Below are 13431 nucleotides of genomic sequence, written 5' to 3' on the forward strand. Positions count from 1 at the left end.
GCGCGGCCCGGGCGGCGGGGGCCCTGTGATCTAATCCCGCGGGCGGTGCGTAGGAGCAACATGAACACCGCCCGACACCCTGCGGCCATCCCTGCGCCAGCCAGAAGGAGCCTGCGTGCGCCCTGGCTGTCGATCGTGAGGCTGCACCACAGCCGGAGCGAGATGCCGACAAGCGATGAACTGAACGAGTGGGCCCGGGCCATCGCGCGCAGCGGCGACCGGCAAGCCTTCGCCGCCCTGTTCAAGCACTTCGCGCCGCGCGTGAAGTCCTACCTGATGCGCCTGGGCACCTCCGACAGCCTGGCCGAGGAACTCGCTCAGGAAGCCATGGTCAATGTATGGCGCAAGGCCGCCGGCTTCGACGCCAGCCGCGCCAACGTCTCGACCTGGATCTTCACCATTGCCCGCAACCTCCGCGTCGACCATTTCCGCCGCCAGGGCAACCGGCTGTCGGAGGGCCATGCCAGCGACATCGGCGACGAGGTCGACCTGGCCGACACGCTGCCGGCGCTCGACGAGCAGTTGCTCGCGCGCCAGCGCGAAGCCGGCGTGCGCGAGGCGATGACCCGGCTCTCGCCCGACCAGCTGCAGGTGCTGCGCATGTCCTTCTACGAGGAGCAGCCCCATGCGCAGATCGCGCAGGAACTGGGCATTCCGCTGGGCACGGTCAAGTCGCGGGTGCGGCTGGCCATGCACCACCTGCGCCGGCTGCTCGACGGACTCGAACCATGACGACCCCGATCCAACACCATCCCGACGAGGACCTGCTGCTGGCCTACACGGCCGGCCGGCTGGCGCGCGGGCCGGCGGTGGTGGTCGCGACCCACCTCGAGGGCTGCGGCCATTGCCGTGCGCGCGTGCGCCTGCTGGAAGCCGTGGGCGGCGCGCTGCTCGAGGCCCTGCCGCCGCAGACGCTGGCGCCCGACGCCCTGGCGCGCACGCTGGCCGCCATCGACGCCCTGCCCCGCACGCCCGCCGCCCCGCCGGCCGCGGGCCGCCACCCCGCCCTGCCACCCAACATGCAATGGCCGCGCGCGCTGCGCGACTGCAGCGCCACGCCCTGGCGCTGGCTGGGCCCGGGCATGCGCTGGAGCCGCGTGACCCTGCCCGACGACCCGAAGGCCAACGTGTTCCTGCTGCGCATCGGCGCCGGCAAGCAGTTGCCGGTCCACACCCACAGCGACTGCGAGCTCACGCAGGTGCTCTACGGCAGCTTCCACGACGGCCGCGCGCTGTTCGGCCCGGGCGACTTCGACGAGGCCGACGGCAGCTTCCACCACCAGCCAACGGTGCAGGCCGGCGGCGACTGCATCTGCTTGGCCTCGGTCGAGGGCAAGGTGCTGTTCCAGGGCGCGCTGGCCCGCATGCTGGGCTCGCTGGTCGGCATGTGAGGCCGACCGGCGGCTTCAGCGTCCGCCGAAAGCCATCGTGAGCCGCGCCGCGGCCGCCGCCGACACCGCCGTCACGATGGTGCCCCAGCAGAGGTCGGCAATGGTCACCTGCCACGACCAGTCCTTGAGCGTGGCCTGGTTGGTCAGGTCGTAGGTCGCATAGGCCAGCAGGCCCAGCAGCGCGCCGAAGCCCAGCGCCGTGGTCCACCGCCCGCTGCTCAAAGCCGGCATGACCGCGAACACCACCACACCCGCGACGTAGACCAGGTAGAACAGCACGGCCGGCCCGACCGCGAACGGCTCGCGCATCAGGTGGCCGATGGCCGGGCGGTAGAGCCGGTCGGCCATGGTCGTGAGCCAGACGGCGTCGAGCGCCAGGAAGACCACGGCCGTGGCCAGGTAGGCGACGGCGGTTTGCCGGAAGGTCATGCGTAGCTCCTGCGCGTTAGAAAAAAGACGAGGCGCGGCGGCCTCGCGCTGCTTACGCATCGGCCCGCGCCGCGGATCACTTGAGCCGGTAGCTCAGCAGCCGTCCGCCCTCGAGCGTCGAATCGAGGCCGACCCATTCGCCCTCGGCCGAATACCAGACGTCGATCGGCTGCGGCGGCCCCTCGATGCGCCAGCGCGTGGCCGTGACCGGCTGGCCACGCACCTCGATCGGCCCGCTGCCCACACGACTCACGCGCACGGTCTCGGCCTTGCCGGTCTGGGCGTTGAGCAGGCGGGTCTGGCTGCGCATCGCGGGGTTCCAGTAGGCGAAGCTCATCACGCAACCCGGCAGCACGCGCACCGCCTGCGCCGGCCCGGTCTCGGCCGTGACCGACAGGCCCGCGCCCGACGGCTCGGTGCGCACGCGGCTCAGGGTGCCGTCGTCGTCGGTGGAGGCGCTCAGGCTGTCGAGGCAGTCGCCGCGCCAGCGCTCGGCGGCCTGGTGACGGTAGCGGTAGACCGTGAGGCCCAGCAGCTTGACGTTGAAGCGCGCATCGCTGAGCACCTCGCGCGCCTCGGCCGGCCCGCCGACCACGAAGCGGTGCTCGCCGATGGGCTTGCCGTCGAGGAAGGCGGCGAAGTTGGATTCGGCGGCCAGCGCGCTGCCACCGACCGCGCACAGGCCGAGCACCAGCAGCCGCCTCATGGCGCGGCCCCCTTCCCGCCGCCGCGCACCGGGCCGGGCACGAAGGCATTGGTGCGCGCGATGTAGTCGCGGTAGGCCGGCCGGCGCTCGGCGATGTCCTTCTCGAGCAGCTTCACGCCCGAGACCTTGAGCAGCAGCACCGTCATGAGCAGCGGCGACACGATGCTCCAGGCCCCGCCCCACCCCGCGCCGCCCAGCGCCGAGAACCACAGGCCCCACCAGACGCAGGCCTCGCCGAAGTAGTTGGGATGGCGCGTGTAGCGCCACAGGCCGCGGTCCATCACCTGGCCCCGGTGGCCAGGGTCGGCCTTGAAGCGCGCCATCTGCGCGTCGCCGATCGCCTCGAAGACGATGCCGAAGGCGGCCAGCGCGAAGCCGAGGGCATCCAGCGCATTCAGCGGCCGCGCGGCCGCCGCCCCGACCAGGAAGGGCGCCGACACCACCCAGGCCAGCACGGCCTGCAGCAGGAACACCAGGTAGAGGCTCTTGAAACGGTAGCCCGGCTGGTTGCGCTCGCGGATTTCCTGGTAGCGCCGTTCCTCGCCATGGCCCCAGTTGCGCCAGGTGATGAACAGGGAGAGACGCAAGGCCCAAGCGCTGCCCAGCGCCAGCATCCAGAAGGCGCGCGCGCCGGCCTCCGGCGTCAGCAGCAGATAGACCCAGCCCGCGCCGACGATCAGCAGCGACCAGACCCGGTCGACCAGGCTCACGTCGTCGCGCCGCAGGCTCGCGAGCCAGGTCAGCGCGGCCAGCGCCACGGTCAGCGCCAGGCCGAAGAAGGCGGTCGATGCGCTCATGGCGTCTGCCCCTCGGCGCGCACGCCGTCGAAGCGCATCGACAGCCGCACCAGCAAGGGCAGCACGGCGCCCCACACCAGCGCCAGCGTGAGCAGCGCCGGCACGGGGTGGACGAAGGCCGCGCCGCCCAGCCGCACGCCCGACGAGAACGCGAGCGGCCCGACGATCGCGCCCAGCACGGCGGCCAGCCACAGCCGGGGCCGCAGCCAGCGCAGGCTGACGTTGAGCGCGATCGCGAACAGCCCCCACAGCGCCACCATCCAGTAGGGCGCGAAATGCGGATCGGGCTGGCCCGAGGGATAGGCCACATGGCCCTGCAGCGCCACCATCGTCTCGACCGCGAAGCCGATCGCGCAGGCCAGCGCCACCAGGATCGCCTCGCGGCCCGGCCGGGCCGACACCGACAGGTGCCAGCAGACCACGGCCACCACGCACAGCGTGCCGGCCGGCGCCATGTGATGGGCGGCGCCCAGCACCGCGGCGAACCAGCCCAGCTGCGACAGCGCGACGTTGGCCAGCAGCACCGTGCGCGTGGGGCGGCTGGCCATGGCCGCCGGCGAGGTCGGGGGCGCCGCCATGGGGGCCAGGGCGACCGTCATGCGCGCCGCTCGAACAGGTAGTGGCTGACCCACCAGCGCTGGCCGTCCTCGTAGCCGAACAACTCGGCCACCGACATGAAGAACAGCCGCCAGCGCACCCACCAGACGTCGGCCTCCTCGCCGTAGGTCTCGCGGAACAGCGGCATCAGCGTCTCGCGGCGCTGGTCCATGTTGCGCAGCCAGGCCTCGGAGGTGCGCTGGTAGTGGGTGCCGTCCCAGCGCCATTGCTGCAAGAGCCGCAGGTCGTCCTGGCAGCGCAGGGCCAGATCGTCGCTGGGCATCATGCCGCCCGAGAAGAAATAGCGGCTCATCCAGTCGCTCGCGTCGCGCTCGACGAAGGGGTACGGCGCGCCGCGGTGCGCGAACACATGCATGAAGAAGCGGCCGTCGGGCCGCAGCCAGCGCGCCACGTTGGCGAAGGCCCGCGGCCAGTTGCGCAGGTGCTCGAACATCTCGACCGACACCACGCGGTCGAAGCGGTCGGCGGTGTCGAACTGGTTGATGTCGCGGGTCAGCACGCGCACATTGGCGAGCCCGCGCCGTTTCGCCTCGGCCTCGATGTATTCGCGCTGCGAGTTCGAGTTCGACAGCGCCGTGATGCGGCTGTGCGGGTAGTGCTCGGCCATCCACAGCGTGAGCGAACCCCAGCCGCAGCCCAGCTCCAGCACCACCTGCCCGTCGACCAGCCCCGCGCGTTCGCAGGTGGCGGCCAGCGCCGCGGCCTCGGCGTCGGCCAGCGTCTCGACCCCCTCGCCCCAGTGGCAGCTGCTGTACTTGCGGTGCATGCCCAGCACCTCGCCGAAGAAGGCGGCCGGCACCTCGTAGTGCTGCTCGTTGGCCTTCTCGGGCAGCGGCGCCAGCGAGGCGGCCTGCAGCTCCTGCACGAAGGCCTGCTTGAGCGCGGCCGAAGCCTCGGCGTCGTCGTCCTGCAGTTCGACCAGCCGCTGCGTCAGCAGGCGGCGAATGCCGATGCGCACCAGGCGATCGGGCACCAGGCCCCGTTCGACCGAACGGATGGCGACTTCAGTGGCTTGCGGCATGCGCTTGTCCTCGTTGGGTGGCACCGCGATGGGGCGCCGCTGCTGGCTATACGCAGCAAAGTCCCGACTGGATCAGGGTCACGCCACACGCGCAGAATGCAGCGCATGCCCACCCGCTACGACATCACCCACACCACGGTCTACCGCTACAGCACGCCGGTCACCTTCGGCGAGCACCGCGTCATGTTCCGCCCGCGCGACAGCCACGACCTGCGGGTGCTGGCGACCGACCTGCAGGTCAGCCCCGAGGCGATCGTGCGCATGATCCAGGACCCGCACTCCAACTCGGTGGCGCTGGTCCAGCCGATCCAGCCGGCGCTGGAACTGCGGCTGGTGGCCTCCTTCACCATCGAGCGCGCCGACGTCACGCAGGACCTCTCCCTGCTCTCGCCCTCGGCCGAGTTCCTGCCCTTCGCCTATTCGCTGCAGGACCGGCTGGACCTGGAGCACTACCTGCGCCCGCACCACGACGACCCCGAGGGCAAGCTGATCGCCTGGGCGCACCAGTTCTTCCGCCACGACGGCCCGACCGGCACGCGCGACCTGCTGGGCCGCATGAACCAGCACATCAACCAGAACTTCCGCTACGAGACGCGCGAGGAGGAAGGCACGCAGACGCCGCTGCAGACCCTGGCGCTGGGCGGCGGCAGCTGCCGCGACTACGCGCTGCTGATGATGGAGGCCATGCGCCGGCTGGGCGTGGCGACGCGCTTCGTCTCGGGCTACCTCTACGACAGCGCGCTCGACGTCGCCGCGCCCGGCGGCGAAGGCGCGATGACCGGCGCCGGCGCCACCCACGCCTGGCTGCAGGCCTACCTGCCCGGCGCGGGCTGGGTGGCCTACGACCCGACCAACAACCTGCTGGGCGGCAGCCAGCTGATTCGCGTCGGCGTGGCGCGCGATCCGGCTTTCGCCGCCCCGGTGTCGGGCAGCTGGTTCGGCGAAGCCGACGCCTACGTGGGGCTGGAGGCCTCGGTGCAGGTCAAGCGGCACGCCAGCTAGGGCCGCCAAACGCAACCGGGCGCCTGTCCTACGCCGGTGCCGGGCATTCGGCGCTGCAATCGCCTCCCGGAATGTCTTCCGGAAGGAGACCGCCATGCTCGCCAACAAGGAAACCATTGCCAACCTCGCCGTCAAGAACCTCGAGACGGCGCGCCAGTTCTACGAGGACACGCTGGGCCTGACGCAGGTCGCATCCGAATGCGAAGACGTGCTGACCTTCCAGAGCGGCGCCTCGCAGTTCTTCGTCTACCGCTCCGATTTCGCCGGCAGCAACCAGGCCACCGCCATGAGTTGGGCGTGCGGCGAGGAGATCGAGCAGATCGCGAAGACCCTGGCCGCCAAGGGCGTGCGCTTCGAGCACTATCCGGACATGCCGGACACCGAGCTCGAGGGCGACATCCACCACTCGCAAGGCATGCGCATCGCGTGGTTCAAGGACCCGGACGGCAACATCCTGAGCCTGGTGACCGGCTGAGCCGGCGCGGCCCCGGGGCGGGGGCCGTACGATCCTGCCCTGCAAACCGGCCCCGGCCCACCGATCGGGCCGCGAATTTTCCTTATCCAGAAACGGTCTTGAAAGGTCCGGAAACCCGCATGGGCGCTGGCGCATAAACTTATCCATATAAGCCGCGAACCAAAAAATAGTTGGTTTCCGTGCCCTGCCCTCCTACAGTCGCCGGTTCTTGGTGGCGCTGGACGCACCGCACTTCAAGACTTTCACACGATGTACCAATACACAGATTTCGATCGCCAGTTCGTGCACCTGCGCGCGGCGCAGTTTCGCGACCAGCTGGAACGCTGGCAGGCCGGCAAGCTTCCGGAGGACGAATTCCGTCCGCTGCGGTTGCAGAACGGCTGGTACGTCCAGCGCTATGCACCGATGCTGCGCGTGGCCGTGCCCTACGGCGAGCTCTCGAGCCGCCAGCTGCGCGTGCTGGCCCGCATCGCGCGCGAGTACGACGAGCCCGAGGCGGCCGTCTACCAGAAGGCGATCGAGACCCAGGGCAAGCTGGGCTCGCTCAAGCTGCCCACGCACTACGCGCACTTCACCACGCGCCAGAACGTGCAGTACAACTGGATCCCGCTGGCCAAGAGCGCCGACGTGATGGACCTGCTGGCCTCGGTCGACATGCACGGCATCCAGACCAGCGGCAACTGCATCCGCAACATCACCAGCGACGAGCGCGCGGGCGTGGCGGTCGACGAGGTGGCCGATCCGCGCCCCTTCGCCGAGATCATGCGGCAGTGGAGCACGCTGCACCCCGAATTCGCCTTCCTGCCGCGCAAGTTCAAGATCGCGATCACCGGCGCCACCGAAGACCGTGCCGCCACCGGCTGGCACGACGTGGGCCTGAAGTTGATCAAGAACGAGGCCGGCGAGCTGGGCTTCCGCGTTCAGGTGGGCGGCGGCATGGGCCGCACGCCCATCGTGGGCAGCGTGCTGCGCGAGTTCCTGCCCTGGAACCAGATCATGAACTACCTCGAGGCCGTGGTGCGGGTCTACAACCGCTACGGCCGGCGCGACAACATCTACAAGGCGCGGATCAAGATCCTGGTCAAGGCCGAAGGCCAGCGCTACATCGACGACGTCGATGCCGAGTACCGGCAGATCCTCGAACACGACGGCGCGCCGCACACCATCACCCAGGCCGAGTACGACCGCGTGGCCGCCTCCTTCGTGCCGCCCACGCTGGCCACCCGCGTGCTGCAGAGCGCCGAGCAGACCGAGGCCGCGCTGCGCCAGCAGGCCGCCGACGACGTGCAGTTCGCGCGCTGGCTGGCGCGCAACGTGGCGCCGCACCAGAACCCGGCGCTGCGCGCGGTCACGCTGTCGTTCAAGCGCCTGAAGCAGGCGCCCGGCGACGCCTCGGCCGACCAGCTCGACACCGCCGCCCGCCTGGCCGACCGTTTCAGCGCCGGCGAGGTGCGCGTGACGCACGACCAGAACCTGCTGCTGCCCTGGGTGCATGCCGAAGACCTGCATGCGCTGTGGCTGGCCGCGCGCGAGGCCGGCTTCGCCAGCGCCAACGTGCACCTGCTGACCGACATGATCGCCTGCCCCGGCGGCGACTTCTGCGCGCTGGCCAACGCGCGCTCGATCCCGATCGCCGAAGCCATCACCGAGCGCTACCAGGACCTCGACGAACTCGACGACCTGGGCGAGATCGACCTGCACATCAGCGGCTGCATCAACTCCTGCGGCCACCACCACAGCGGCCACATCGGCATCCTGGGCGTCGACAAGGACGGCAAGGAGTGGTACCAGGTCACGCTGGCCGGCTCCGACGGCTCCGACCTCAGCGGCCCGGCCCAGGCCGGCAAGGCGGTCGGCCCCTCCTTCTCGGCGGCCGAAGTGCCCGAGGTGATCGAGGCCGTGCTCGGCGCCTACCGCGACAACCGCAAGGTCATCGACGGGAAGAGCGAGACCTTCATCGACACGCTGCGCCGCGTGGGCCACGACCCGTTCAAGGCCGCGGCCAACGGTGCGCGCTTCAAGGCCGAGGAGGTGGCAGCATGAGCCAGACCCTCAAACTTCTCGCCACCGAAGACCACGTCGACGACGGCGATCCGCGCGTGCTGCAACTGGCCAACGACGCCGACCCGCAGGCGATCGAGGTCTGCCTGCAGGACATCGACCGCATCGACCTGCACTTCCCGAAGTTCACCGACGGCCGGGCCTACAGCCAGGCCTTCCTGCTGCGCCGGCGCATGGGCTTCAAGGGCGAGATCCGCGCCACCGGCGACGTGCTGATCGACCAGCTGGTGCAGATGGAACGCACCGGCTTCACCAGCGCGGTGCTCAAGGAAGGCGTCGACGCCTCGGCGGCGCAGCGCCAGTTCGAGCGCTTCTCGGCCTTCTACCAGGGCGACGCGGTGAACGTCGCGCCGCACTTCGTGGCTGCCCCGGGCGCCTGAAGCCCTCCCGTTCAGTCGCGCTGCGCTTCCTCGAAGGCGGCGCGGTCGAACAGCTCGAAATACAGCACCTCGGACCACTGAAGCCCCAACGGGTTCTCGGTGGCGCCGCTGCGCGTGCTGTCGCAGTCGTCGTCCAGCCGCAGGCCGAAGAAGGCATCAAGCGGCGCTTCCTGTTCTTCGCGCAGCGCCGCCTGCAGCCGCCGCGCGGCCTGGGCGATGTCGTCCGGCAGCGCGTCGAGCGCCGCACCCGCGGCGATGCAGCGCGCGATCTCCGCTTCCACGCAGCCGCGCAAGCCCTCTTCCGTCTCCTCGGACATGCAGTCGAGCTCGACCGTCTCCAGCAGCAGGTGCTCGTCGCGATGGGCTTCGAGGAAGGCGATGGTCTCGTCGAGACCGGCCAGCAGCAGCGCGCTCGCCACGGGCTTCGTGACCGCGGCGACCGGCGCCGCTTCGGCCTGCGGCGAGACCAAGCGCTTCAGGCGCTCCGCCAGCGTCGGCGCTTTCGGCACCGGGGGCACCGCGGGCAAGGGCGGCAACGTGACGAGATGGCGAACGATCGCGATGAAACGCTGCACGCGCGCAAAGCCCGCGGCGAAGTCGCTGCCGATCGCATGCAGGCGGATCTTGTCGTCGGGCTCGTCGCCTTCGAGGCCGTCGGAGATCAGCGAGGCGCAGAGCCGCGGATCGCCCGACATCAGCAGCCGGTACATGAAGGGCACGTCGTAGGGCCACTCGGACAGGCCCGAGATCGTCTCCGGGCGGTCTGCGTAGGAGGCCGGACGATTGCTCAGGCTGTAGAGATAGGAGCGATTGGCCATCGGGTGTGAGCGGTTGGATGTGTTGCTTTCATTCTAGGGAGCACCGCTCGCGCCTTATCCGGATTCGCCACCGAACCGCGCCGCGACCCGCATGGTTGCTGGTGCATTTGCTTATCCGCATGAAGCGCGAACAAAAAGATCGTTTGCTTTCATAAGCCCTCTGCCTAAAGTTCGGGCCTCTACCGGAATCCTCCCCATGAGCAGCATCGACCTCGCACACGTCAACACCGAACTCGGACGCAACGCGCCCGGCCTCGTGGACTGGGCCCTCGGCCTGGGCCAGCCCGCGATCATCACGACCAACTTCCGGCCCTTCGAAGCCGTGATCCTGCACCTGGTCACGCGCGTCAAGCGCGACGTGCCGGTGGTCTGGATGGACAACGGCTACAACACCGAAGCCACCTACCGCTTCGCCGACGAGGTGACCAAGCAGCTGGGCCTGGACCTGCACATCTACCTGCCGCGCCGCTCGCGCGCGCACCGCGAGGCCGTGGACGGCCCCACGCCCGCGCTCGACGATCCGCGCCACGCGGCCTTCACCGAAGAAGTGAAGCTCGAGCCCTTCGCCCGCGCGCTGCGCGAGACCGCGCCCAAGGTCTGGTTCACCGCGCTGCGCGCCACCGACACCGCCGTGCGCGCGCAGATGGACCCGGTCAGCATCAACCCCGACGGCCTGATCAAGGTCGCGCCGCTGCTGCACTGGTCGTCGAAGGAACTGTACGAATACTGCGAGGCGCACGGCCTGCCGAACAACTTCGACTACGTGGACCCGACCAAGGGCGAAGACAACCGCGAGTGCGGCCTGCACCTCTCGCACTGACGACATCGCTCCCTCCGCTCCCACCATGAACGCCCGCACCGACATCGACATGCTGCAACCCACGCACACGGCCCCGCGCCTGTCCAACACGCACCTCGACGCGCTCGAGGAAGAAGCGATCTTCATCCTGCGCGAGGTGGCCGCGGCCTTCGAGCGCCCGACCCTGCTGTTCTCGGGCGGCAAGGATTCGCTGGTGCTGCTCAAGTGCGCCGAGAAGGCCTTCGGCACCGGCCGCATCCCCTACCCGCTGCTGATGATCGACACCGGCCACAACTTCCCCGAAGTGACCGATTTCCGCGACTTCCGTGCCAAGGAGCTGGGCGCGGAGCTGATCGTGCGCAGCGTCGAGGACTCGATGGCACGCGGCACCGTGCGCCTGGCCCACCCGGGCGAGTCGCGCAATGCGCACCAGTCGGTGACGCTGCTCGAAGCCATCGAGGAATTCCGCTTCGACGCGCTGATCGGCGGCGCCCGCCGCGACGAGGAAAAGGCGCGTGCCAAGGAGCGCATCTTCTCGCACCGCGACGCCTTCGGCCAATGGCAACCCAAGGACCAGCGGCCCGAACTCTGGACGCTGTTCAACACGCGGCTGGCACCGGGCGAACACTTCCGCGTGTTCCCGATCTCCAACTGGACCGAGCTCGACGTCTGGCAGTACATCGAGCGCGAGCAGGTCGCCCTGCCCTCGATCTACTACACCCACAAGCGCGAGGTGGTCGAGCGCCGCGGCCTGCTGGTGCCGGTGAGCCCGCTCACGCCGGCGCGCGACGGCGAGACCGTCCAGACCCGCGACGTGCGCTTCCGCACCGTGGGCGACATCACCACCACCTGCCCGGTCGAGAGCCTCGCCGCCGATGCGGGCGACGTGGTGATCGAGACGCTCACGGTCGACGTGAGCGAGCGCGGCGCGACGCGCATGGACGACATGACCTCGGAAGCCTCCATGGAAAAACGCAAGAAAGACGGCTATTTCTGACCCACCCCCGATGCGGCTCACTTCGTGTAGCCGCCTCCCCCTCAAGGGGGCGACACCAGCGGCCCGGCAAAGCCGGTTCCGCGGTGTCCTGGGCACACCCCCGTCCCTCGCTCACTGCGTGTAGCTCGACTCCCCCCTCAAGGGGGCGACACCAGCGGCCCGGCAAAGCCGGTTCCGCGGTGTCCCTGGAAAAAGGAAAAAAGACATGACCGTTAGCACCCTTCCCACCGCCGTGGCAGCCGACACCGGCGCCGCGCTGCGCTTCATCACCTGCGGCTCGGTCGATGACGGCAAGAGCACGCTGATCGGCCGCTTGCTGGTCGACAGCAAGACCGTGCTGCAGGACCAGCTGGCCGGCGTGCAGCGCGGCGGCGAGACCGACCTGGCGCTGCTCACCGACGGCCTGTCGGCCGAGCGCGAGCAGGGCATCACCATCGACGTGGCCTACCGCTACTTCGCGACGGCGAAGCGCAAGTTCATCATCGGCGACGCGCCGGGCCACGAGCAGTACACGCGCAACATGGTCACGGCCGCCTCGAGCGCCGACGCGGCCGTGGTGCTGGTCGACGCGACCAAGCTGGCCTGGGCCGCCGAAGTGGGCGACGGCGAGGTGGTCAAGGGCGAGCTGCTCGCGCAGACCCGCCGCCATGCGCTGCTGTGCCACCTGCTGCGCGTGCAGTCGATCGTGTTCGCGGTCAACAAGCTCGACGCCATCGCCGATGCCGAGCTGGCCTTCGAACGCATCTCGAACGCGCTCCACGCCTTCGCCGAGAACGCGGGCGTGCAGGTCGCGGCCATCGTGCCGATCTCCGCCCTCAAGGGCTGGAACGTGGTGTCGGCACACCCTGACTGGTGCGGCTACCAGGGCCCGGCCCTGCTCGAACTGCTCGAAGGCCTGCCGGTCACCGCGCAGGACGAGGACGTGCCCTTCGCCTTCCCGGTGCAATGGGTCGAGAAGTTCTCTTCCTCGTCCGACACCTCGCAGGGCCGCCGCGTGTTCTGGGGCCGGGTCGCGAGTGGCCATGTGGAGCCGGGCCAGCGCGTCACCGTGATGCCCAGCGGCCAGAGCGCGACCGTGGCGCAGGTGCTGGGCCACACGCGCCAGCCCAAGACCGTGCATGCGGGCCACAGCGCGGGCATCGTGCTCGACCGCGAGCTCGACGTGTCGCGCGGCGACTGGCTGCTGGCGCCCGACGCCTTCACGCCGGTGCGCGAGGTCACGGCCACGGTGGCCTGGCTCGACGACGAGCCGCTGGTGCCGGGCCGCATCTACTGGGCGCTGCAGGGCCACCGCTGGGTCAAGGCCAAGGTGGCGCGCATCGTCGACCGGGTCGACATCGCCACGCTCGAATCGAAGCCCGCGGCCCAGCTGGAAGCCAACGCCATCGGCGACGTGGTGCTCGCGCTGCAGCAGCCGCTGGCGGTGCTGCCCTTCACCCGTTCGCGCGCCCTGGGCTCGCTGGTGCTGGTCGATACGGCCAGCCACAAGACCTCGGCCGCGGTGCTGATTCGCCCCGCGCTCGGCTGAAGCCCGCACAACGCCCTTAAAATGCGGGGTTTCCCCCGATTTCACTTGACGACCGAGTTCCCTCGGCAATAGATCCTCATGACCCACGTCGTCTCAGAGAACTGCATCCGCTGCAAATACACCGACTGCGTCGACGTGTGTCCCGTGGACTGTTTCCGCGAAGGCCCCAACATGCTGGTGATCGATCCGGACGAATGCATCGACTGCGCCGTCTGCATCCCCGAATGCCCGGCCAACGCGATCTTCGCGGAAGAAGACCTGCCGGCCGACCAGCTCGCCTTCATCAAGCTCAACGCCGAGCTCGCGCTGGCCGACGGCTGGAAGAGCATCACCAAGCGCAAGGCGCCGCTGGCCGATGCCGACGAGTGGAAAGACAAGCCCAACAAGATCGCCGAACTGGTGAAGTAAG

Annotated in this window: 16 protein-coding genes; 10 read left to right on the forward strand and 6 right to left on the reverse strand. The window is 69.7% G+C overall.

Going from position 1 to position 13431, the window contains the following annotated elements:
* Positions 1-162 precede the first annotated feature (162 nt).
* Both QTI20_RS17660 and QTI20_RS17665 read left to right on the forward strand, forming a co-directional pair.
* The gene (locus tag QTI20_RS17660; protein ID WP_286552730.1) at positions 163-732 is read left to right on the forward strand and encodes a sigma-70 family RNA polymerase sigma factor; all 570 of its coding nucleotides are present in this window, start codon (positions 163-165) and stop codon (positions 730-732) included.
* Positions 729-1391, forward strand: coding sequence for a ChrR family anti-sigma-E factor (locus QTI20_RS17665; RefSeq protein WP_286552731.1), 663 nt, complete (start codon positions 729-731; stop codon positions 1389-1391). Before QTI20_RS17660 ends, QTI20_RS17665 begins: the two co-directional genes overlap by 4 nt.
* Positions 1392-1406: 15 nt before the next feature.
* On the opposite strand, the gene QTI20_RS17670 is transcribed toward QTI20_RS17665, so the two are convergent.
* From QTI20_RS17670 to QTI20_RS17690, 5 genes are all read right to left on the reverse strand, one after another.
* Positions 1407-1820: a DUF2177 family protein gene (locus tag QTI20_RS17670; protein WP_286552732.1), complete on the reverse strand. Its 414-nt coding sequence runs from the start codon at positions 1818-1820 to the stop codon at positions 1407-1409.
* A gap of 76 nt (positions 1821-1896) precedes the next feature.
* Positions 1897-2526: a DUF6134 family protein gene (locus QTI20_RS17675; protein WP_286552733.1), complete on the reverse strand. Its 630-nt coding sequence runs from the start codon at positions 2524-2526 to the stop codon at positions 1897-1899.
* The gene (locus QTI20_RS17680; protein ID WP_286552734.1) at positions 2523-3323 is read right to left on the reverse strand and encodes a DUF1295 domain-containing protein; all 801 of its coding nucleotides are present in this window, start codon (positions 3321-3323) and stop codon (positions 2523-2525) included. The genes QTI20_RS17675 and QTI20_RS17680 overlap by 4 nt, the downstream gene beginning before the upstream one ends.
* Positions 3320-3922: a DUF2878 domain-containing protein gene (locus QTI20_RS17685; protein WP_286552735.1), complete on the reverse strand. Its 603-nt coding sequence runs from the start codon at positions 3920-3922 to the stop codon at positions 3320-3322. Before QTI20_RS17685 ends, QTI20_RS17680 begins: the two co-directional genes overlap by 4 nt.
* Positions 3919-4962, reverse strand: a complete 1044-nt coding sequence (locus tag QTI20_RS17690; protein WP_286552736.1) for an SAM-dependent methyltransferase — start codon at positions 4960-4962, stop codon at positions 3919-3921. Before QTI20_RS17690 ends, QTI20_RS17685 begins: the two co-directional genes overlap by 4 nt.
* Positions 4963-5067: 105 nt before the next feature.
* Between QTI20_RS17690 and QTI20_RS17695 the strand changes: the two genes are divergently transcribed.
* From QTI20_RS17695 to QTI20_RS17710, 4 genes are all read left to right on the forward strand, one after another.
* Positions 5068-5964: a transglutaminase family protein gene (locus tag QTI20_RS17695; protein ID WP_286552737.1), complete on the forward strand. Its 897-nt coding sequence runs from the start codon at positions 5068-5070 to the stop codon at positions 5962-5964.
* 94 nt (positions 5965-6058) lie between these two features.
* Positions 6059-6439, forward strand: coding sequence for a VOC family protein (locus tag QTI20_RS17700; RefSeq protein ID WP_286552738.1), 381 nt, complete (start codon positions 6059-6061; stop codon positions 6437-6439).
* 249 nt (positions 6440-6688) lie between these two features.
* Entirely contained in the window at positions 6689-8482 is a 1794-nt protein-coding gene (locus QTI20_RS17705) for a nitrite/sulfite reductase (protein WP_286552739.1), read from the forward strand.
* A complete protein-coding gene (locus tag QTI20_RS17710) occupies positions 8479-8880 on the forward strand; it encodes a DUF934 domain-containing protein (protein ID WP_286552740.1) in 402 nt (133 codons plus the stop codon). Before QTI20_RS17705 ends, QTI20_RS17710 begins: the two co-directional genes overlap by 4 nt.
* Positions 8881-8891: 11 nt before the next feature.
* Here the strand turns inward: QTI20_RS17710 and QTI20_RS17715 are convergent, their stop codons facing one another.
* Positions 8892-9698: a DUF7822 domain-containing protein gene (locus QTI20_RS17715; protein ID WP_286552741.1), complete on the reverse strand. Its 807-nt coding sequence runs from the start codon at positions 9696-9698 to the stop codon at positions 8892-8894.
* A 196-nt stretch (positions 9699-9894) separates the two neighbouring features.
* Here QTI20_RS17715 and QTI20_RS17720 point away from each other — a divergent pair, with 196 nt between their 5' ends.
* The 4 genes from QTI20_RS17720 to fdxA all read left to right on the forward strand — a co-directional run bounded on the left by QTI20_RS17720 (position 9895) and on the right by fdxA (position 13430).
* Entirely contained in the window at positions 9895-10518 is a 624-nt protein-coding gene (locus QTI20_RS17720) for a phosphoadenosine phosphosulfate reductase domain-containing protein (RefSeq protein ID WP_286552742.1), read from the forward strand.
* A 25-nt stretch (positions 10519-10543) separates the two neighbouring features.
* Complete coding sequence (gene cysD, locus QTI20_RS17725; RefSeq protein WP_286552743.1) at positions 10544-11494, forward strand: sulfate adenylyltransferase subunit CysD; 951 nt, start codon at positions 10544-10546, stop codon at positions 11492-11494.
* Between the two features lie 205 nt (positions 11495-11699).
* On the forward strand, positions 11700-13022 hold the full coding sequence (locus tag QTI20_RS17730) for a sulfate adenylyltransferase subunit 1 (RefSeq protein WP_286552744.1): 1323 nt from the start codon (positions 11700-11702) through the stop codon (positions 13020-13022).
* 78 nt (positions 13023-13100) lie between these two features.
* Positions 13101-13430: a ferredoxin FdxA gene (fdxA, locus tag QTI20_RS17735; RefSeq protein WP_056673330.1), complete on the forward strand. Its 330-nt coding sequence runs from the start codon at positions 13101-13103 to the stop codon at positions 13428-13430.
* The last annotated feature ends 1 nt before the right edge of the window (position 13431 follow it).

This window comes from Variovorax sp. J2P1-31, from assembly GCF_030317215.1.
Classification (GTDB): Bacteria; Pseudomonadota; Gammaproteobacteria; order Burkholderiales; family Burkholderiaceae_C; genus Variovorax.